The organism is Streptosporangium sp. NPDC002721, from assembly GCF_042888905.1.
Classification (GTDB): Bacteria; Actinomycetota; Actinomycetes; order Streptosporangiales; family Streptosporangiaceae; genus Streptosporangium.
Genome location: NZ_JBIAQI010000002.1, coordinates 307,591 through 328,434 on the forward strand (window position 1 = coordinate 307,591; position 20,844 = coordinate 328,434).

Sequence of the window (20,844 nt, forward strand, 5' to 3'; positions counted from 1 at the left end):
CGGGTTCCCTGGCCGGGCCGGGTGCTGCAACACCTGGCCCGGCCGTCTTTCCGGGGTATGCGGGGGGCAGGGCTGGACGAAGACGGCTTTCCGGGGTACGTGGGAGTCAGGGCTGGACGAAGACGGCGACCGTGCGGGCCGGGACCGTCAGCGTGCCCGTGGCGGGGTCGAACGCCGACCGCTTCACGACGGCGTCGTCGCCGGCCGTCTGGACGGGGTGGAGCGTCACCCGGGCGCCCTTCAGCGCGCCGACGGCCTGCGGACGCGCCTCGGGGGTGGCGTTGAAGACGACGGTGACCGACTTCCAGCGCGGGTCGATCCCGGTGGCGTCCAGGTGCATGGTCACCACACCCGGGGTCTCCGAGGTGCCGCCGACCGGGAAGGTGACGCGTTCCTGCACCTCGGCCAGGGTGGCGAGGCCGAAGACCGGCGAGGAGGAGCGGATCCTCAGCAGCTCCCCGTACCGGGCGCGGGCCGCGCCGATCGCCGCGCAGTCGGGTTTCAACGCCGGGTCGCCGAGCAGCGGCCTGGCGTACTGCCACTTGTCCTCGTTGTCGGCCCTCGGGGGGAGCCCGGCGCCGAAGCCGTTGCCCGCCGAGCAGTCCCACAGCAATCGGTTGAACCAGTCGCCCGAGTCGTAGGAGTTGCGGTCGAGGGACTTGGACCGCAGCCGCTCGCTGCCCGCGTGCACGAACGAGGTGCCCTGCCCGAGGACGGCGGTGGCCAGCGAGAGCGACTGCATGCGCACCCGGTCGGCCATGGTGGTCGCCTGCGGCAGCTTGTACGCCAACGCGTCGAACAGCGTCTCGTTGTCGTGGGCGTCCACGTAGGTGACGGTCTCGTCCGGCGCGGCGGCGTACCCGGCGGGGGAGCCGTTGTAGCTCACCTCCGAGCCCTTGACGAGCCTGCCGTCGGAGGCGGTGAAGGTGTAGTCGCGCAGGTTCCCGGCGAGCCCGACCTTGATCAGGTCGTGGTAGTTCAGCAGCCGGGACCTCTGCTGCGCCTCGTCGCCGTTCGCCGGTGAGCCGTTGGGCGCCCCGGCCAGCCCCGAGCCGAAGCCCTGCACGCGGGGGTCGGCGTCGAACGGGCCGCCGCCGCGCACCGCGTCGCGCAGCCGGTCGCTGAAGGTGCCGATCCCGGTCCCGGCCATGTTGGCCTGGGTGGCCTGCTCGAAGCGGGCGTCGTCGGCCACCTCGCCGAAGTTCCAGCCCTCCCCGTACAGGATGATCGACTTTCCGTCGACGCCGTCGCGGGCGACGGTCAGCCTGTCGAGGGCCGCGCGGACCGCGACCATGTTCGCCTTCGGGTGGTGGCCCATCAGGTCGAACCGGAAGCCGTCCACCTTGTACTCGCGGGCCCAGGTGACGACGGAGTCGACGACGAGCCTGCCCATCATGGCGTGCTCGGGGGCGGTGTTGGCGCAGCAGGTGGAGGTGGCCACCGTGCCGTCGTCGAGCAGCCGGTGGTAGTAGCCGGGCACGAGGCGGTCGAGCACCGAGGCGGGGTCCTGGCCGGAGGAGTGGGTGTGGTTGTAGACCACGTCCATCACCACCCGCAGCCCGGCCCCGTTCAGCCCGCCGACCATGCTCCGGAACTCCCTGATCCGCGAGGAACCGTCCGGCTCGGAGGCGTAGGAGCCCTCGGGCACGGTGTAGTGCAGCGGGTCGTAGCCCCAGTTGAAGGAGTCCTTCGCCGCCGTGAGCGCGACGCAGGCCTGCTGTTCCTCGGAGTCGGGGGGCATCGAGGCGAGGTCGCAGGAGGGCTCGGTCCGGTCGGCCTTTCTCTCGGGGACGGTCGCCATGTCGAAGACGGGCAGCAGGTGCACGTGGGTGAGCCCGTCCCTCGCCAGGCCGCGCAGCTCCCGCATCCCCGCCGAGTCACCGGTGAACGCGGCGTACGTGCCGCGCTTCGCCGCCGGGACGGTCGTGTCCGAGGCGGAGAAGTCGCGCACGTGCAGTTCGTAGATCGACGCCTTCCGTTGCGGCACGGCCTTCGGCTTGGCCAGCGAGGACCAGCCGTCGGGCCGCAGTGCCCGGTCGGACAGGTCGGCGAGCTGGCTGCGGCCCGAGCCCGCCGACAGCGACAGGGCGTAGGGGTCGGTCACCTCGTTGACGACGACCTTCCCCTCCGCGGGTACGTAGACCGTGACCAGGAAGGTGTAGTAGCGGTCCTTCCAGTCGCGCTGGCCCCGCACCGACCAGACGCCGGTGTCGTCGTCGCGGCGCATGGCGTGGACGGTACGGTTCCCGCCGGAGGGGTTCCGGTAGAGGGCGAGCTCGACCTTGCCCGCGGTCGGCGCCCAGACCGACAGCCGGGGCGTGCCGCCGCTCCAGGAGGGCCCCAGGTCGGCGGTCGTCGCCCCGGGGTACAGGTCGTCGAGCAGGCCGGGGAACTGCACGCCGGTGGCGGCGAGCAGCGCGCCGGAGGGGGCCCGCTCGACGGCCACGATCTGGCCCCGGGTGGCCTCCCGCACCAGGTCGGCGTCGCGCGGGTCGACGGTGAACGCGGCGTGCCCGGCCAGGTGCGGCCACTTCGCCTTCTGCGCCTCGGTCAGCGCGCCGGGCGCGAGGCGGATCAGCCTCAGGTCGCCGGTCAGGTCGCCCTTGTCGTAGGCGATGCCGCCCTTGGCGGAGAAGGCCAGGGAGTAGCGGTTCGCGGTGGAGGAGTCGATCTTCCAGGCGACGGTGGCGCGGTCGATCCAGTGCGCCGACGACTTCGACAGGTCCGCGTCGGCCCCGCTCGCCGAGGGCTGGGGCAGCGGGTAGCCCTCGGTCGCCGCGACCCGCCACGCCTCGTGGCCGGTCGAGGTCAGGTCCAGCGACTGGTTGTCGGGCAGGTCCTTGGTGTCGCCCTTGTGGATGATGTAGTTCACGGTCTTGGCCCCCTCGGTCAGGGGGACGCGGAAGTGAACGCCGAACCCGTCCTCGCCCGCGGGCTCCAGCGGCGCGGCCCACTCGGTGGGATTCGCCACGTCGCCCCACAGATGAAGTCCCCAGCCGTCGTAATTCCCGTCCGGCCGGTGGTAATGCAGGATCGCGACGTTCTCGGCCGCCGCCCGGCTCCGGTGGGCCTTCGCCACGCCCGAGGCGACGTAGGCGTCGGGCTGCGACGCCGGGGTGAACGACTGGTCGGGCCCCGGGTCCTTGGTGTCGCCCTTGTGCACGATGAAGTTCGCCGGGAGGGAGGCGTCCTTCAGCGGCACCCTCCAGAACGCGCCGTAGGAGTCGACGCCGTCCGCCGGGCGCGGCGCGGCCCAGTCGGTGGGCACGCCGTCGGCGAGCCCGTCGCCCCACAGGTGCAGCCCCCAGCCGTCGTAGTTCTTGTCGGGGCGGCTGTAGTGGACGGTCGCGTACCCCTGGGCCGCCGCGCGGGACAGATGGGTCTCCGGTTTGCCCTTCGCCAGCCAGACCTCGCCGTTCCTGACCGGGTTCACGATCCGGTCGCCGCCGTCCTTCTCGTCACCCTTGTGGGCGATGATCCCGACGCTGGTGGCTCCCGGCTTGAGCTTGATCCAGGCGAAGCGGCCGTAGGAGTCCTCGCCGGTCAGCGGGAGCGGGGTCGCCCACTCGGTGGGGTTCTCCACGTCGCCCCAGACGTGCAGGCCCCAGCCGTCGTAGTCGGCGGCGTCCTGGCGCTGGTAGTGCACGACGAGCCAGTCGCGCTTGACCGCGCCCGGCTCCTCGGGCGCGGGCTCGGCGCCGACGGTCGCCCCCGCGACCGCCGAGGCGAACCGGCCCGCGGAGTCCTTCACCACGGCCTTGTACGAGACCGTCGTGCCCGCCGCGATGCCGCGCAGGTCGTGGAAGACCCTGAAAGTCCTTGAAACGGAGCTTGAGGGGGCGTCGTCGGTGCCGATCACCTTCCACGCGCCCTCACCGGCCTTGGCGGCGAAGGTGACCTGGTCGAAGCCGGTGCCGGGCACGGTCGCGACGACCGGGATGCGGCCGTCCTCGGCGGTGCCCCTGATCTCGGTCCCGGGCAGGGTGATCGAGACGGCCGGGGCGGCGGCCGGGGCCCCGAGCTTGGCGGGCGCCTTGTAGACGACCGCCGACAGGGCCGGGACGGTGAGCGCCAGCTTGGTGTCCGTGCCGGTGGTGAGGGTGGCGGCGCCCTCGCCGTACACCTTCGTGAAGGCCGCGCCCGCCGAGAAGGTGGGCACGCTCGCGGTCGCCGGCTGCTCGGCGTTGTTGACCGCGACCAGGTACTCGACCTGCCGGGTGGCGTCGATCCTGGAGAAGGCGTAGAGGCCGCCGGAGGCGAGCCGCTCGATCTGGGCGCCGTCGGCGAGGGCCGGGTGGGCGTCGCGCAGCGCGGCGAGGGCCGAGATGCCCCGGTAGAGCGGGTGGGAGGGGACGAAGTTGTCCCTGGCGTGGGTGGAGTCGGTGCCGATGAGGTCGTCGCCCAGGTAGCTCTCCGTCTTGGAGGCGAACATGGACGCGCGGGCGTCCTGGTCACCGCCCTTGCCGGTGAAGCCCTGCTCGTCGCCGTAGTAGACGACCGGCTGGCCCCGGGTGAGATACATCAGCTCGTGGGCGAGCAGGTCCCTGCGCAGCAGCTCCGAGTCGGGGGCGCCGGGGTTGTCCTGGGCGACGAAACGGCCGATGCGGCCCATGTCGTGGTTGCCGAGGAAGGTCGGCAGCGACGAGGCGTTGCCGTCGGCGTCGGTGTGGTAGTCGTCGCCCGCGTACAGCCGGGCCAGCCTGGAGGCGTCCGCCGTGCCGCCCGAGAAGGAGCGGGCGGCCTCCTGGAACGGGAAGTCCAGGGTGGCGTTCATGCCGCCCCGGGTGGAGTAGCGGCTGGTGAAGGACGGCTCGCCGGAGTAGACCTCGCCGAACATGAAGAACCGCTTGTTGCCCCGCTGGGCCGCGTAGCCGCGCAGCGCCGGGGAGAACCTCTCCCAGAACTCCATGTCGACGTGCTTGGCGGTGTCGATGCGGAAGCCGTCGAGGCCGGTGTCGCGCACCCACGTCTTGTAGATGTCGGTCATGCCCTTGACGACCTCGGGACGCTCGGTCCACAGGTCGTCGAGGCCGAAGAAGTCGCCGTACTCGTCGTTCTCGCCGCCGCTGAAGGTGGAGTCGCCCCGGTTGTGGTACATCGTCGGGTCGTTCAGCCAGGACGGGGTCTTCGCGTTCCTCGGCGCGACCGGGGTGTACGGGAAGGAGCCGGTGTCGACCTTCGGGAAGGTGTCCTTGCCCGCGAAGTCGCGGTCGTCGAAGGGCACGCCACGGGTGTCGACGTAGGGGTAGGCGCCCTTGGGGCGATAGGAGTACGTCTTCTCCGTGTAGTCGACGACGTCGGCCGTGTGGTTGGTGATGATGTCGAAGAAGACCTTCATCCCGCGCCGGTGGGCCTCGCGCACCAGCTCCTTCATCTGGGCGTTGGTGCCCAGGTGCGGGTCGATCCTGGTGAAGTCGGTGATCCAGTAGCCGTGGTAGCCGGCCGAGACGTTCGCGCCGGTGCCCTGCACGGGACGGTTCACGAACGCCGGGGTGATCCAGATCGCGGTGCTGCCCAGGTTCTTGACGTAGTCGAGCTTGCCGAGCAGGCCCTTGAGGTCGCCGCCCTGGTAGAAGCCCTTGTGCGCCGGGTCGAAGCCGGTGGCGAGCCGGTCGCCGGACAGGCCGCCCCGGTCGTTGCCGGGGTCGCCGTTGGCGAACCGGTCGGTCATCGCGAAGTAGAAGCGCTCGCGGCTCAGGTCGGCGCGCAGCGCGTCGCGGGCGAGATCCTTGTCGGAGGGCTCGGCGGTACGGCTGAGCGCGGACACCACGGGGCTCGCGGGGGCCGAAACCGGTGCCGAAAGGGTCGCGGAGGGGATCGAGGGGGAGAGCGCGGGGGAGGTGGACGCGGCGGCGGGGGGCGGGGTGGCGGCGAGGGGGGTGGCGACCAGGGTCACCGCGAGCGCGGCCCCCGTCAGGAAGGTCGTTCTCGCGCGCCGTGGGGGGAGCGGCCAGACCACGGAGGGCCTCCACGGGAGTTGTTTCGAGGGTATTGCCCGGAAGTTACTCACTGGGAATGGTCTATGCAATCCCTTGCGGCAATTTTCTGAATCCCGGCAATTCGCGGCCGTCCGGAAGGGGGCCCAATCGGCCGCCCAAAACGTACATATAGTGATTTTTCATCACTAAGAGGGCGATACAGGCGCTCGTCGGTCGAGCGGGCAAGTGGGGTGACTCCTCGGCTTTGGAGGGGTTTGTAACGACTTTGCAGACTCTTGCAGAAACTTCTTCCAATGAGGTTCACGTCGGCGTAACGTCCGGCGTACTCCAGACCCGGCCGGACGGCTCTTCGGTCCCGGCCGCCCCCTGAACACGAGGAGAAGAACATGCGGCGAGCCTTCTCGGCCGCGACGATTGTCGCGGCCCTCGCCCTGGCGGTCTCCGCCTGTGGTGGCGGTGACGCCGGTACGGCGGCCCCCAGCCGGCCCGCGGCGACGGACCCGTCGAAGATCACCGGTGAGATCACCTGGTGGGACACCGTCCGGCCCGACAGCGAGGGCCCGACCTTCCAGGCGCTCATCAAGGACTTCCAGGCCAAGTACCCGGGCATCAAGGTCAAGTACGTCAACGTCCCCTCCGACCAGGCGCAGAACCAGTTCCAGACCGCGGCACAGGCGGGCGCGGGGGCGCCGGACGTGATCCGCTCCGAGGTCGCCTGGACCTCCCAGTTCGCCTCGCTCGGCTACCTGCAGCCGCTGGAGGGCACCCGCGCGGTGGAGAACGAGACGGACTTCCTGCCGGGGCCGCTGAGCAGCACCAAGTACGACGGCAAGACCTACGCCGTCCCGCAGGTCACCGACACCCTCGCGCTCATCTACAACAAGCGGCTGCTCAAGGAGGCCGGGCACGAGAAGGCCCCCGCCACGGTCGAGGAGCTCAAGAAGGCCGCGCTCGACGTCAAGGAGAAGACCGGCGTCAACGGCCTCGCGCTCAACGTCGACTCCTACTTCCTGCTGCCCTTCATGTACGGCGAGGGCGGCGACCTCCTCGACGTGCAGAACAAGAAGATCACCGTCAACTCCCCGGCGAACGTGAAGGCGATGGCCACCGTCGCCGACCTGATCACCTCCGGCGCCGCGCCCAAGCCCGCCATCCAGGACAGCTACGCCAACGCGATGACCGCCCTCAAGGACGGCAAGGCCGCGATGATCTACAACGGCCCGTGGGCGCTGTCGGAGATCTACCAGGGCAAGGAGTTCAAGGACAAGGAGAACCTGGGCATCGCCCCCGTCCCGGCGGGCTCGGTCAAGGCCGGAGCCCCCACCGGCGGCTGGAACCTGGCCATCTACGCGGGCTCCAAGAACCTGGACGCCTCGTACGAGTTCGTCCGCTTCATGAGCACCCCCGAGTCCCAGGCCAGGGTCGCCAAGGAGATCAGCCTCCTGCCGACCCGCGTCTCGGCGTACGACAACCCCGACGTGCAGGCCAACAAGGACGTCGCCGTCTTCAAGCCCATCATGGACACCGCGACCGCCCGGCCGTGGATCCCCGAGGGCGGCCAGCTCTTCCAGCCGCTGCTTGAGGGCTACCAGTCGCTCGTCGGCGGCACCGCGACCCCCGAGGACATGCTCAAGAAGGTCGACGGCCAGTACCGAGGCATCTTCAAGGACTGGAGCTGACGCGTGGCGCTCTCGACTGGGCGTGTGAACAGCACGGCCAGGGACCGGGCCGCGGGCGCCGACGGCGCCCGCGGCCGGGGCCGCCCGCCGGGCGGCCCGTTCCGGCGGGCGATGGGCCGGCACTGGTACGCCTGGGCCATGGTCGCCCCGGTGATCCTGGTCACCGGCCTGCTGGTCGGCTGGCCGCTGGCCAGGGGCGTCTACCTGTCGCTGACCGACGCCACCGAGGCCAACATCGGCCGCACGATCGGCGTCAACGTCATTCCCTCGACGTATGAGTTCACCTGGTTCGACAACTACGTCACGATCCTGACCAGCGGATTGTTCTGGGAGAAGCTGACCTGGACGGTCGTGTGGACCGTCGCCTGTGTGGCGTTCCACTACGGCCTCGGCCTCGGCCTGGCGCTGCTGCTCAACCGCAGGGTGAGGTTCCGCTCGGCCTACCGGCTGCTGCTCATCCTGCCGTGGGCGATCCCGGGCTTCGTCTCGGCGTTCATCTGGCGCTACCTCTACAACAGCGACTTCGGCGTGATCAACGCGATGCTCCGGGCCGCGGGCCTGGGCGCGGTCGGCTGGCTCGACGACCCGACCACGGCGAAGATCGCGGTCATCGCGGTGAACGTCTGGATGGGCGTGCCGTTCATGATGGTCGCCGTGCTGGGCGGGCTCCAGTCGATCCCCGGCGAGCTGTACGAGGCGGCCGAGGTCGACGGCGCCACGCCATGGCAGCGCTTCCGCTTCATCACGGTTCCCGGTCTTCGTACCGTGTCGAGCACGGTCGTCCTGCTGGGCACGATCTGGACGTTCAACATGTTCCCGGTGATCTATCTGATCAGCGGGGGAGGGCCGGGCAGCTCCACCGAGATCCTGGTCACCTACGCCTTCCGCGAGGCCTTCACCGGCGTCCGCAACTACTCCAACTCCGCGGCGTGGGGAGTGATCATCCTCCTGCTCCTCGTCGTGCTGGCCGTGGTCTACCGGCGCTCGCTGCGCAAGCAAGGGGAGGTCTGGTGAGCACAGCCACCACAGCCACCACCACGGGGCGCGTCCGGAGGCGCGGGGAGCGCGGCGTCGGGAAGTCGATCCTGCTGCACGCGACCCTGCTCGCCGCGGTCGCCACCTCGCTGTTCCCGATCGTCTGGCTGGTCCTGACCTCGCTCAAGCCGCGCGACGGCTGGCTCTCCAGCGAGCTGGAGATCTTCAACCAGCCCTCGCTGGACAACTACGTCCGGGTGCTGACCGAGACGCGCTTCCCGACCTGGCTGCTCAACTCGGTGATCGTCGCCGGGCTGACCACCGTCATCGGCGTCTTCCTCGCCTCCACCACCGGGTACGCCATCAGCCGCTTCCGCTTCCCCGGCTACCGGGGGGTGATGTGGATGCTGCTCGTCACCCAGATGTTCCCGGTGGCGATCCTGATCGTCCCCCTCTACAACCTGATGGCGGGCCTCGGGCTGCTCAACCAGATCCCCGGGCTGGTCATCGCCTACATGACGGTGGCGGTGCCGTTCTGCGCGTGGATGATGAAGAGCTACTTCGACTCCATCCCGCGTGAGATCGACCAGGCCGGGCTCGTCGACGGCCTCACGCCGTTCGGCACCTTCTGGCGGGTCATCCTGCCGCTGGCCAGGCCGAGCCTCGCGGTCACCGCGTTCTACTCGTTCATGACCGCCTGGGGCGAGGTGGCCTACGCCACCGTGTTCATGTCGCAGGAGGAGAAGCGCACGCTGGGCATCGGGCTCCAGCAGTTCGTCGGCCAGCACTGGTCGGACTGGGGCCTGCTCACCGCGGCGGCGGTGCTGATCGCGGTCCCGGCGGCGGTCGTCTTCCTGCTCGTCCAGCGGCATCTGGTCACCGGGCTCACCGCCGGCGCCACGAAGTCGTAACACCACTGTGCTACTACGTCCTGATATGTCATCCGATCGGGGGATTTAACATGACCGAGCTTGTCCGGGCGGAACCGGGTGCCGGGACCGCCACCCGATGGTGGCGCGACGCGGTGATCTACCAGGTCTACGTGCGCAGCTTCGCCGACGCCGACGGCGACGGCGTGGGGGACCTGCTCGGCGCGCGCGGCAGGCTCCCGTACCTGAAGGACCTCGGGGTCGACGCGATCTGGCTCACCCCGTTCTTCACCTCGCCGATGGCCGACTTCGGCTACGACGTGGCCGACTATCGAGACGTGGACCCGATCTTCGGGTCGCTCGCCGACGCCGGGGCGCTGATCGACGACGCGCACCGGCACGGCCTGCGGGTCATCGTGGACGTGGTGCCCAACCACACCTCCGACCAGCACCTCTGGTTCCAGGAGGCCCTGGCGGCGCCTCCAGGGGCCCCCGCGCGGGAGCGCTACATCTTCCGCGAGGGCCGGGGCGCGACGGGGGAGCTGCCGCCCAACGACTGGGAGTCGGTCTTCGGCGGCCCCGCGTGGACCCGCCTGCCCGGCGGCGAGTGGTACCTCCACCTGTTCGCCCCCCAGCAGCCCGACCTGAACTGGGAGAACCCCGAGGTCCACGCGGAGTTCGAGTCGATCCTGCGCTTCTGGCTCGACATGGGGGTCGACGGCTTCCGCGTCGACGTCGCCCACGGCATGGTCAAGGCCGAAGGGCTGCCCGACGTCGGCCACCCCGACCAGGTCGGGATGATCGGCACCGAGGTGGTGCCGTTCTTCGACCAGGACGGCGTGCACGAGATCCACCGAGCCTGGCGCAGACTGCTCGACTCCTACCCCGGTGAGCGGATCGGGGTCGCCGAGGCGTGGGCGCCCTCCGCGCTGCGGCTGGCCAACTACGTCCGCCCGGACGAGATGCACCAGGCGTTCAACTTCCAGTTCCTCGTCGCGCCCTGGGAGGCCGCCGCGTTCCGCGCGGTCATCCAGGAGTCGCTGGCGACGGCCGGGCTGGTCGGCGCGCCCTGCACCTGGGTCCTTTCCAACCACGACGTCAAGCGCCACGTCACCCGGTACGGCGGCGGCGAGACCGGCCTGCGCCGCGCTCGGGCCGCCGCCCTGCTCACGCTCTCCCTGCCCGGCTCGGCCTACGTCTACCAGGGCGAGGAGCTCGGGCTGCCCGAGGTGCTCGACCTGCCGGAGGAGTTCCAGCGCGACCCGCAGCGCCTGCGCAACCCCGACGACGGCCGCGACGGCTGCCGGGTGCCGCTCCCGTGGGCCGACGGCGAGCCGCACTTCGGCTTCAGCCTGCCCGGCGCCGAGGGGACCTGGCTGCCCATGCCGCCCTCCTGGGGGCCGCTCAGCGTCGCCTCCCAGCTGGGCGACCCGGTCTCCACGCTGAACCTCTACCGGGAGGCGCTGCGGATCAGGCGCGAGCGTCGCTCCTTCGACGGTGCCCCCGGCGCCCCCGGCGCCCTCGACGACGCCCCGCTGACCTGGCTCGACTCCCCCGAGGGCACCCTCGCCTTCACCAGGGGCGACGGGTTCGCCTGCACGGTCAACCTCACCGGCGAGCCCGTGGAGCTGCCCGCCCCCGGGCGGATCCTGCTGGCCAGCGCGGAGACGGCCGTCGAGGGCGGCGTGGCGCGCCTCGCCCCCGACTCCGCCGTCTGGTGGGAACTCGATGCCGCATAGCACCCTCGGTCACGGTGGCGCCGGCACCGCGAGGCTGACCGACATCGCCGCGCAGGCCGGGGTGAGCGAGGCCACCGTGAGCCGGGTGCTCAACGGCAAGCCGGGCGTCTCCGCCGTCACCCGGCAGGCGGTGCTGACGGCCCTGGACCTGATGGGGTACGAACGCCCGCAGCGGCTGCGCCAGCGCAGCAACGGGCTGATCGGCCTGGTCACCCCGGAGCTGGACAACCCGATCTTCCCGGCCTTCGCCCAGGCGTTCGAGAAGACCCTCACCCAGCACGGCTACACCCCGGTGCTCTGCACCCAGCTGCCCGGCGGGGCGGTCGAGGACGAGTTCACCGAGATCCTCGTGGAGCGCGGGGTGAGCGGGATCATCTTCGTCTCCGGGCTGCACGCGGACATCACCGCGCGCTCGGACCGCTACACCCAGCTGATCGGGCAGGGCGTGCCGATCGTCCTGCTCAACGGGCACGCCGCCGACGTGCCCGCCCCGTTCATCTCCCCCGACGACCGGGCCGCGGCCCGGCTCGCCGTGCAGCACCTGGCCGACCTCGGCCACGAGCGCATCGGCCTCGCCGTCGGCCCCGGCCGGTTCGTACCGGTGATCAGGAAGATCGAGGGCTACCGGCAGGCCATGTCCCAGCTGCTCGGCGTCACCGACGTCGACGAGCTGATCTCGCACTCGCTGTTCTCGGTGGAGGGCGGCCAGGTCGCGGCGGCGCAGCTGCTGGAGCGCGGCTGCACCGGCATCGTGTGCGCCTCGGACCTGATGGCGCTGGGCGCGATCCGGGCCTGCCGCGACCGGGGGCTCTCGGTGCCGGGGGAGGTGTCGGTGGTGGGGTTCGACGACTCGCCGCTGATCGCGTTCACCGACCCGCCGCTCACCACCGTGCGCCAGCCCGTGCAGCCGATGGTCACCGCGGCCGTGCACACCCTCCTGGAGGCCGTCGCCGGGACGCCCGGCCAGCACTCGGAGCTGATCTTCCAGCCGGAACTCATCGTGCGGGGCTCGACGGGCTCGGGTCCCAAGATCGTTCGCTGAACGTCTCCACCCGTCGGCATTTCACAACGATCCATTTCTGCCCATTTCTGCCACTGTCACGGGCTTCCCCGGCATGCCCGCCGATCTCTATACTCCGAAATCCTCACCCCGCGAAGATCGGCGTAACCGCCGGTCCTCCGGCACACCGCGAAGACCGTAGCCGCCGGTCCTCCCGGGCATCGCGAAGGCCGCCAGAGCCGCCGGTCCCCTCGAACATCGCGAAGGCCGCCACAGCCGCCGGTCCTCACCCTCGGCATCCGCTTCACCTGTGTTGTCCGGGTCGCCCGCGGCCCGGATCCCCCTCATGTACGACCCGTCGACCTCGCGCGCCCCCCAGGAGGCCGGTTTGAGTGTGCACGACACCACCCAGATCTCCATGACCCGGTTCACCCTCCCGATCCGCGACCGCGCGGGCAGGCCCTCGTGCCGCGCCGTGGAACCGGAGGGGAAGCCGTGATCTCCCACTTACCCGGCTCACCCGATCCACTCGACGGCCCGGCTCACCCAGCCCTCGAGGACAGGGCCGCGGTCGTCGGCGCGGGCCCTGCCGGATCGCTGCTCGCCATCCTCCTCGCCCGCCGGGGCCACCCCGTCGACGTCTACGACATGCGCCCCGACCCGCGCGACGGCAAGGGCGACGGCGAGGGACGCTCGATCAACCTGGGCCTGTCGGCCCGGGGCATCCGCGCCCTGCGGCACGTCGGCCTGTGGAACGCTCTCGGCGACAGGCTCGTGCCCATGCGGGGGCGGATGATCCACCGTCCGGGCAGGCCCGCGGCCTTCCAGGCGTACGGCACCGACCCGCGGGAGATCCTCTACTCGGTCGACAGGGACGAGCTGACCACCCTCCTGGTCGAGAGCGCCGCAGGACACGAGGGTGTCAGGCACCTCTTCGGCGTCCGCTGCGCGGGGGTCGACCGCGAGAGCGGGACGCTCACCCTGGCCGACACGATCACCGGCGAGACGCGCGAGGCCCGCGCGGACTTCGTGGTCGGCGCGGATGGAGCGTTCTCCGCCGTACGCGCCGCCATGCAGCGGGGGCTCACGGCCGACTACCGCCAGGAGTTCCTCGAATGGGGGTACAAGGAGCTCACGATCCCCGCCGCCCCCGGCGGCGGCTCCCGCGTCCCGCTGGAGGCACTGCACGTCTGGCCCGGCGAGAACGCCCTGATCGTCGCCCACCCCAACGTGGACGGCTCGCTCACCGCGACGCTCTTCCTGCCGCACTCCGGCGTCCCCGGTGCCCCCGGTTTCGCCGAACTCGCCGGGGAGCGCGACGTCACCGACTTCTTCCTGCGGGTGTTCCCCGGCGTACTGGACCTCGTGCCCGACCTGGCCGCCCAGTACGCCGCCAACCCGGTGGGGAACCTGGTGACCATCCGCACCTCGCGCTGGCGGCACGGTGACCGGGTGGTCCTGGCGGGCGACGCCGCCCACGCGGTCTACCCGTTCTACGGCCAGGGCATGAACTCCTCCCTGGAGGACTGCCTGGTGCTCGACGGCTGCCTCGCCCGGCACCCCCGCGACCGCGCGGCCGCGTTCGAGGAGTACCAGCGGCTGCGCAAGCCGCACACCGACATCCTGGCCGACCTGTCGGAGCGGAACTTCGCCGACCTGCGCGACGGCACCCGCTCACCGCTGAGCCTGGCCCGCAGGCAGGCCGACCTCGCGCTGAACCGCGCCTTCCCGGACCTGTGGAAACCCCTCTACACCATGGTCTCGCACACCGACATGCCCTACGGCGAGGCGCTGCGCCGGGCCCGCAGGCAGGACCGCGTGCTGCGCTGGTCGGGCGCGGCGCTGGCGGCGGGAGCCGTGGGAGCCGCCCTGGCGGCCGTACGGATCGGCACTTCCCCGCGGAGGACGGCCCCGTGATCACGCACCCCGACGACCCGTCGCTCCGCCTGATCGAGGTCGCCGATCTGGACGCCCCGTCACCGCCGCCCGAGGTCCTCGCCCACGGGGACGCGCTGCGGGCCGTCGTGGACTGGGCCGGGACCTACCTGTGCCGCCCGCACCCCGAGCTGGGCCGCAACGGCCCGGTCTGCCCGTACGCCCAGGGCTCGCTGGGCCGGAACAGGTTCTATCTCGCGGTGCCCCGCGCGGGAGAGACCGTCGAGGACGTCGTCGCGGCGGTGGAGCCCTACCGGGCCTGGTTCACCCGGCTCGCGCCGCTGGACGGGCCCGAGGCCGTGTTCACCACGATCCTGCTGCTCCTGCCCGGTCTCGGCGACCGCCTGGCGCTCGTCGACGGCGCGCAGAACGCGCTGAAGGACGCCTTCGTCGAGGAGGGCCTGATGATCGGGGAGTTCCACGACGGGCCGCCGGACAAGCCCGGCCTGTGGAACCCGTCGCTGCGTCCCCTGGCCGGTCCGGTGCCGCTGCTCGCGATCCGCCACATGGTCGCCACGGACCTGCCCTTCCTGTGGGGGGACCCGGCCCACCGGCGCGCGTACCTCACCCGGTTCGAGGGCAGGGTGCCCGCCCACCTGCGGGAGATCGTCATGGAGACCTTGATGGAAGGGGTGGAATGACCCCGCCCGCGCGCCGTGACCCCGCCGCGCCCATCCCGCTCACCCCCGCCCAGGCGCGCCTGTGGTTCCTGGACCGGGCCGGGGCCGGAGGCGGGGCGTCCTACGTCTGCTGGACCTTCCAGCGCCTCGTCGGGCCGCTCGACCCGGACGCGCTGCGCGCGGCCTTCACCACCGTCGTGGGCCGGCACGAGGCGCTGCGCCTGGTCGTCGTCGAGGGAGCCGAGGGACCGGTTCAGACGGTACGGGAGAGCGGGCCCGAGCTGCGGGTGGTGGACGCGCCCGACGAGGAGCGGGCGCGCGACATCGTCAGGGACGTGCTCTCGCGCAGGTTCACCCTCGACGGCGCCCCGCTGCACCGGGCCGTGCTGATCGCCCTTCCCTCCGGGGAGCACGTCCTGGCCTGGTGCCTGCACCACATCATGTGCGACGCGCCCTCGCTCGGGATCCTGGAGGAGGACCTCTGGGCTCACTACCGGGTCCTGGTCGACGGCGCCGAGCCGCCGGAGCCGGTGTCCGCCCAGTTCCCCGACTACGCCGCCTGGCTCGCCGGGCAGGGGGCGGCGGGGCGCGAGGCGGGGCTCGCCCACTGGCGCGAGCACCTGTCCGGCGCGCCCGCCGTCAGCACCCTCCCGCAGGACCGGGCCCGGCCCCGCGAACCCGTACTGGGCGGGGCCCGCCGCTCCCTGCGCCTGCCCGACACCCTGGTGGCGGACCTGTACGCCCTCGTCAGGGCGCGGCGCGTCACCCTGTTCGTCATCGCGATGTCGGCGATGACCGCCGCCCTGGCCAGGCACTCCGACGAGGAGGACGTGGTCGTCGGGACCGCCCTGGTCAACCGGCACCTGGTCGAGCTGGAGGGCTCGGTCGGCTGCTACATCAACCTCATCCCGGTACGGACGGACCTGCGGGCCGACCCCACCCTCGCCGAGCTCCTGCGCGCCGTGCGCGGCTCGGTCATCAGGGGGCTCGGCCACCAGGCGACGCCGTTCGAGGAGATCGCCGACCTGGCCGGGGCCCCCCGGGACCTGCGCAGGAACCCCGTCTTCCAGACGCTGCTCGTCATGGGGGAGGGCGGCCGGGCCACCGAGCGGGCGGCGAACCTCACCACGGAGACCTGGGACCTCGACGAGTCCTCCCCGGGCGCCCGTTTCGACCTGACCCTCGTCGTGAGCGTGAGCGAGAGGGGGATCGACCTGCACGCCGACTACTCCGCCGACCTCTACGACGAGGGCACCGTCGACCGGTTCCTGCGCCACGTGGTCGTCTTCCTGGCCGCCTTCACCGCCACGCCGGACCTGCGGGTCTGGCAGATCCCGCTGCACGACGAGGTCCACACCGGGGTTCACGCCGGTACGACGGATCCCACCGCCCCTTCAGGGGCTGATCCCGCGTCCCTGGACGGCGATACGGCGTCTCGCGGTTCCCTGCCTTCGGAGGGCTTCACGGCGGTCCACGAGCTCGTCGCCCGGCGGGCGGCCGAGGCCCCCGGCGCCCCCGCGCTGGTCTCCGAGGAGGGGACGATCGGCTACGGCGAGCTGGAACGGCGCTCGGCGCGGCTGGCGGCGCGGCTGCGGGAGGCGGGGGCCCGGCGCGAATCCGTCGTCGCCGTCGTCCTGCCGAACGGCGGGGACGCCATTGTCGCCCTGCTCGCCGCGCTGAGGGCGGGGGCCGCCTACCTGCCGCTCAACCCGGCCGACCCGCCGGACAGGATCGCCGGGATCCTCCTGGAGGCCGGAGCGGTCGCCGCCGTCACCTCCGACGGGCACCGGGAGGCGCTCGCGGGCTACCCCGGCGCGGTTCTCACCGTCGAGGACGCGGGAGAGGCCGGGGAAGTCCGGGAAGCCGGAGAGAGCGGAGAGGCCGGGGATGATCCGGGCGGCGCGGGCGATCTTGGTGAGGTGTCGCCCGCGGGGCCCGGGGACCTCGCGTACGTGATCTACACGTCGGGGTCCACCGGGCGGCCCAAGGGGGTGATGGTGACCCACGGGACCCTCGCCCGGCTGACCGAGTCGTTCCGCGTCGTCCACGGGTTCGGGCCGGGCGGGCGGGTGCTGATGCTGCCGCCGCTCACCTTCGACGCCTCGGTGGGGGACGTGTTCCCCGCCCTGTGCTCGGGGGCCGCCGTCGTGCTGCACCCCGATCCCGCCCTGCTCGACGGGCCGGAGCTGGTGCGCTTCTGCGCGCGGCACGGCGTGACCGCGGTCGACACCGCGGCCTCCCTGTGGCGGGGGTGGGCGGCCGGGCTGGCGCCCGGAGCGGTGCCCGCCGACTGGCCGGTCACCACGATGATGGTCGGCGGGGAGCGGGTACCGCTCTGGGCGGTCCGCGCCTGGGCCGCCGCCACCGGCGGCCGGGTCGAGCTGTTCAACCACTACGGCCCGACCGAGGCGACCGTGTGCGCCACGGTGCACCGCACCCGCGACGGCGCCGAGGCGGCAGGGCGGGACCACCTGCCGATCGGGCGCCCCCTGCCGCACGTCCGCGCCTACGTCCTCGACCGCAGGGGCGGCCTGGCGCCCACCGGGACGCCGGGCGAGCTCCACCTGGGGGGCGACTGCCTCGCCCGGGGCTACGTCGCCCGGCCGGAGGAGACCGGGGCGCGGTTCGTCCACGACCCCCACGCCGGGCGCGAGGGGGCCCGCATGTACCGGACCGGGGACCTGGCCAGATACCTGCCCGACGGGACGCTGGAGTTCCTCGGGCGGGTCGACCGCCAGCTGAAGGTCAACGGCTACCGGATCGAGCCCGCCGAGGTCGAGTCCGCCGTCGTGGCGTACCCGGGGGTGCGGGACGCGGCCGTCGTGGCCTCCCCGGAGGGGGACCGGCTCGTCGGCTACGTGGCGCCGCGCGCCGTCGACCCCGAGGGGCTGCGGGGCTTCCTGCGCGAGCGGCTGCCCCGGCACATGGTGCCCGCCGTGCTCGTACCGCTCGACGAGATCCCGCGTACGCCGCACGGGAAGGTCGACGCCGGGCGGCTCCCGGACGCCTCGCGGGACGCGCCCGGGTACGTCCCGCCGCGCGGGCCGCTGGAGACGGCGCTGGCCGCAGTGTGGGCCCGGGTGCTCGACCTTCCCCGGGTGGGGCGCCACGACAACTTCTTCGCCCTCGGCGGGTCCTCGCTGCTGGCCGCCAGGGTGCTCGGCGAGGTCCGCGGGGAGACCGGGGTCGAGCTCTCCCTCGGGGGTCTCTTCGAGACGGCCGACCTGGCGGAGTTCGCGGCCTCCGCGGCCACGCCGGAACCGGCCCTCGGCGACGACGACCTGAGGGCGCTGGCGGCGCTGCCCGGCGAGGTACGCGACACCCTCACCTCGACGCGCGACGCGTCAGGGGACGGGCGTGGCGCGTCCGGCCCTGTGTCCGGCGTGTCGGGGGACGAGCGTGGCGCGTCCGGCTTGCCTGAGGACGGGCGGGACGCGCCAGGTGGGCGCGGTGTTTCCGGTTCGGTCGGCTTCGTGCCGGGCGGGGCGGCGGCGCGGTGGCCCGGCCGGGTGCTGCTGACGGGGGCGACCGGCCTCCTCGGGGCGCATCTGCTGGCCGAGTTGCTCGACCGGGGCGTCCCCGAGGTGATGTGCCTGGTCAGAGCGGGGGACGAGCGGGTCGCCGCCGACCGGGTCCGCGATGTGCTGACCCGGTACGGCCTCTGGAAACCCGGCTACCGGGAGAGGGTCACCGGTCTGGCCGGTGACCTGACGGCGCCCCGGCTGGGACTGGAGCCCGGCCTCTACGACGCCGTGGCGGAGGGGAGCGACCTGATCTGCCACACCGCGCGGATCGTCAACTTCGTCCAGCCGTACCGGATGCTCGGCCCCGTGAACGTCGGCGGGACCGTGGAGATGGTCCGGCTTGCCGCGCGCTCGCGGCCGACCCCGCTGCACACCGTCTCCACCCTCGGCGTGTACCTCGGCTGGGCGGGCCGGGAGCGGCCGATCACCGAGGACGAGGCCCCGGACGACCCCGCGGGGCTGGAGTCCCCGTACTACCAGAGCAGGTGGGTCGCCGACGCGGCGGTACGGGAGGCCCGCGAGCACGGCCTGCCCGTGACGGTCCACCGGCCCGCGCGGGTCGGTGGCCACAGCCTCACCGGCCGGGGCGACCCCGCCGACTACCTCAACCGGCTGCTCGCCACGTTCGTCCAGCTCCGCATGGTGCCCGACATCCCGGTCGCCGAGGACGTCATCCCCGTCGACCATCTCGCCGCCGCCGTCGCCGCGCGGCTCCTGGACCCGGCGTCGGCGGGGCGCGACTTCCACTACTTCGACGCCGAGGGGATCACCTACCGGCAGCTGGCGGCGGCCCTGGCCGATCACGGGTACGACGTCGAGACGGTCCCCTGGGAGCGCTGGCGGGCGGAGATCCTGCGGCGTTCCGCCGAGGGGGAGCCGGTCGCGATGGGCCCGTTCGCCGCCGATCTGGGCGAGAGGCCGCCGGGGCCGCGCGGGCCGAGGTTCGAGACCTCGTTCGCCTGCCCGCCGCCCGGCTCCGCGCTGATCGGCCGCTATCTCGCGTTCCTCGGAACGTGCCCCGGCCTCCTTCCCGGAACGGCCCCGCGGACGCCCTCCGAAGCCCCCACCGGGACTCCCGCCGGCGCAGCCTGGACGCTCACCGGGGAACCCGGGACTCTCACCGGCGAACCCGCCGGAACCCTCGCCGAGAGTCCCGGCGAGAACCCCGTCCGGAACCCCACCGGGGAACCCGCCGGGGTTCCCACCGGGACGTCCGCCGAAGCATCCGTGGAAGGAGGGCTCCGTTGAGAGCCGACGCGCTCAGGTTCGCCGGTATCTGGTCCGCGGAGCTGGTGTCGGTGATCGGCTCCAGCCTCACCGGCTTCGTGCTCAGCGTCTGGGTCTACCAGGAGTCCGGATCCGAGACCCAGTTCGCCCTCACCATGCTCTGCGCCACGCTGCCCGGCATCCTCATCACCCCCTTCTCCGGGGTGATCGTCGACCGCTTCGACAGGAAGTGGGTCCTCGTACTGAGCGACTGCGGGGCGGCGCTGTCGACGGCCGCGCTGCTGCTGATCGTCCAGGCGCAGAGCCTGGCCGTGTGGCACGTCTACGTCGCCACCGCCGTCGGCGCGATCTGCGGGACCTTCCATCTCACCGTCTACCAGGCGATGACGCCGCTGCTGGTCCCCGAACGCCACCTGGGGCGGGCCAACGGGCTGATGCAGGCCACCTGGGGGCTGCAGATCGCGGCCCCGGTGGCGGCGGGGACGCTGCTGGAGGTGGTGGGACTGCGCGGCGTGCTCCTGCTGGACCTCCTGTCGTTCGCCGTCGCGACGGTCGTGGTCCTGGCGACGAGGCTGCCCCGGTCGGTCACCCGGCCCGAGACCGTCGCGAGCCCGCCGTCGCTGGGCACCGACCTGCTCTTCGGGCTGCGGCACCTGCGCTCCCACGGGCTGTTCCCGCTGGTGGCGGTCTTCGCCGCGTTCAACCTGGTGTTCGCCGTCGCGGGGGTGCTGATCCGCCCGCTCATCCTGTCGTTCACCGGACCCGCCACGCTCGGGGTGCTGGTGTTCGCCGGAGGGGCGGGGCTGTTCGCGGGGAGCCTGGTCATGGGCCTGTGGGGAGGGCCGCGCCGCAGGATCACCGGGATGAGCCTCTTCATGGCGCTGGGCGGGCTCGCCCTGGCCGCGCACGGCCTGTCCCCCTCGGTGGTGCTCATCGCGGTGGTCGCCCCGGCGTTCCTGTTCGTCCTGCCGGTGGTCAACGGCTGCGTGATGACGATCCTGCAGCTCAAGACCGAGGCCGGGGCGCTCGGCCGGGTGCTCGCCACGGCGCGCACCCTGTCGCAGTGCGCGATGCCCGTCGCCTACCTGAGCGCCGCGCCCGTCGCCGAACATCTGACGGGACCCCTGCTGATGCCGGGCGGCGCGCTCGCCGGGAGCGTCGGGGAACTGATCGGGACGGGCCCCGGCAGGGGAACCGCGCTGATCTACCTGGTCGACGGGCTCCTGCTCGTCGCCCTCGCGGTCGTCACCTTCGTCCTTCCCCGGCTCCGCCGCCTGGAGCGCGAGATCCCGGACGCGCCCAGAACGGACGCCGCGCCCGCCCCGGTCCCCTGACCC

At 72.4% G+C, this 20,844-nt stretch carries 10 protein-coding genes; 9 read left to right on the plus strand and 1 reads right to left on the minus strand.

The window, feature by feature from the left end:
• Positions 1-106: 106 nt before the first annotated feature.
• Positions 107-5,959 (minus strand): pullulanase-type alpha-1,6-glucosidase, encoded by a 5,853-nt coding sequence (gene pulA / locus ACFYWM_RS03555; protein WP_389908022.1) that lies wholly within the window; start codon positions 5,957-5,959, stop codon positions 107-109.
• Between the two features lie 366 nt (positions 5,960-6,325).
• On the opposite strand from pulA, the gene ACFYWM_RS03560 reads away from it, so the two are divergent.
• The 9 genes from ACFYWM_RS03560 to ACFYWM_RS03600 all read left to right on the plus strand — a co-directional run bounded on the left by ACFYWM_RS03560 (position 6,326) and on the right by ACFYWM_RS03600 (position 20,841).
• Positions 6,326-7,618, plus strand: coding sequence for an extracellular solute-binding protein (locus ACFYWM_RS03560; protein WP_389908024.1), 1,293 nt, complete (start codon positions 6,326-6,328; stop codon positions 7,616-7,618).
• A gap of 24 nt (positions 7,619-7,642) precedes the next feature.
• Complete coding sequence (locus tag ACFYWM_RS03565) at positions 7,643-8,632, plus strand: carbohydrate ABC transporter permease (RefSeq protein WP_389908026.1); 990 nt, start codon at positions 7,643-7,645, stop codon at positions 8,630-8,632.
• The gene (locus tag ACFYWM_RS03570; protein WP_389908028.1) at positions 8,629-9,504 is read left to right on the plus strand and encodes a sugar ABC transporter permease; all 876 of its coding nucleotides are present in this window, start codon (positions 8,629-8,631) and stop codon (positions 9,502-9,504) included. Before ACFYWM_RS03565 ends, ACFYWM_RS03570 begins: the two co-directional genes overlap by 4 nt.
• A 50-nt stretch (positions 9,505-9,554) precedes the next feature.
• Complete coding sequence (locus tag ACFYWM_RS03575; protein ID WP_389908030.1) at positions 9,555-11,201, plus strand: glycoside hydrolase family 13 protein; 1,647 nt, start codon at positions 9,555-9,557, stop codon at positions 11,199-11,201.
• Positions 11,191-12,243, plus strand: coding sequence for a LacI family DNA-binding transcriptional regulator (locus tag ACFYWM_RS03580; protein WP_389908032.1), 1,053 nt, complete (start codon positions 11,191-11,193; stop codon positions 12,241-12,243). Before ACFYWM_RS03575 ends, ACFYWM_RS03580 begins: the two co-directional genes overlap by 11 nt.
• Positions 12,244-12,696: 453 nt before the next feature.
• Positions 12,697-14,118: an FAD-dependent oxidoreductase gene (locus tag ACFYWM_RS03585; RefSeq protein WP_389908034.1), complete on the plus strand. Its 1,422-nt coding sequence runs from the start codon at positions 12,697-12,699 to the stop codon at positions 14,116-14,118.
• A complete protein-coding gene (locus tag ACFYWM_RS03590) occupies positions 14,115-14,777 on the plus strand; it encodes a DUF6875 domain-containing protein (RefSeq protein WP_389908036.1) in 663 nt (220 codons plus the stop codon). The genes ACFYWM_RS03585 and ACFYWM_RS03590 overlap by 4 nt, the downstream gene beginning before the upstream one ends.
• Positions 14,774-19,528, plus strand: coding sequence for an amino acid adenylation domain-containing protein (locus tag ACFYWM_RS03595; RefSeq protein WP_389908038.1), 4,755 nt, complete (start codon positions 14,774-14,776; stop codon positions 19,526-19,528). The genes ACFYWM_RS03590 and ACFYWM_RS03595 overlap by 4 nt, the downstream gene beginning before the upstream one ends.
• Positions 19,525-20,841, plus strand: a complete 1,317-nt coding sequence (locus tag ACFYWM_RS03600; protein ID WP_389908040.1) for an MFS transporter — start codon at positions 19,525-19,527, stop codon at positions 20,839-20,841. The genes ACFYWM_RS03595 and ACFYWM_RS03600 overlap by 4 nt, the downstream gene beginning before the upstream one ends.
• Positions 20,842-20,844 lie beyond the last annotated feature (3 nt).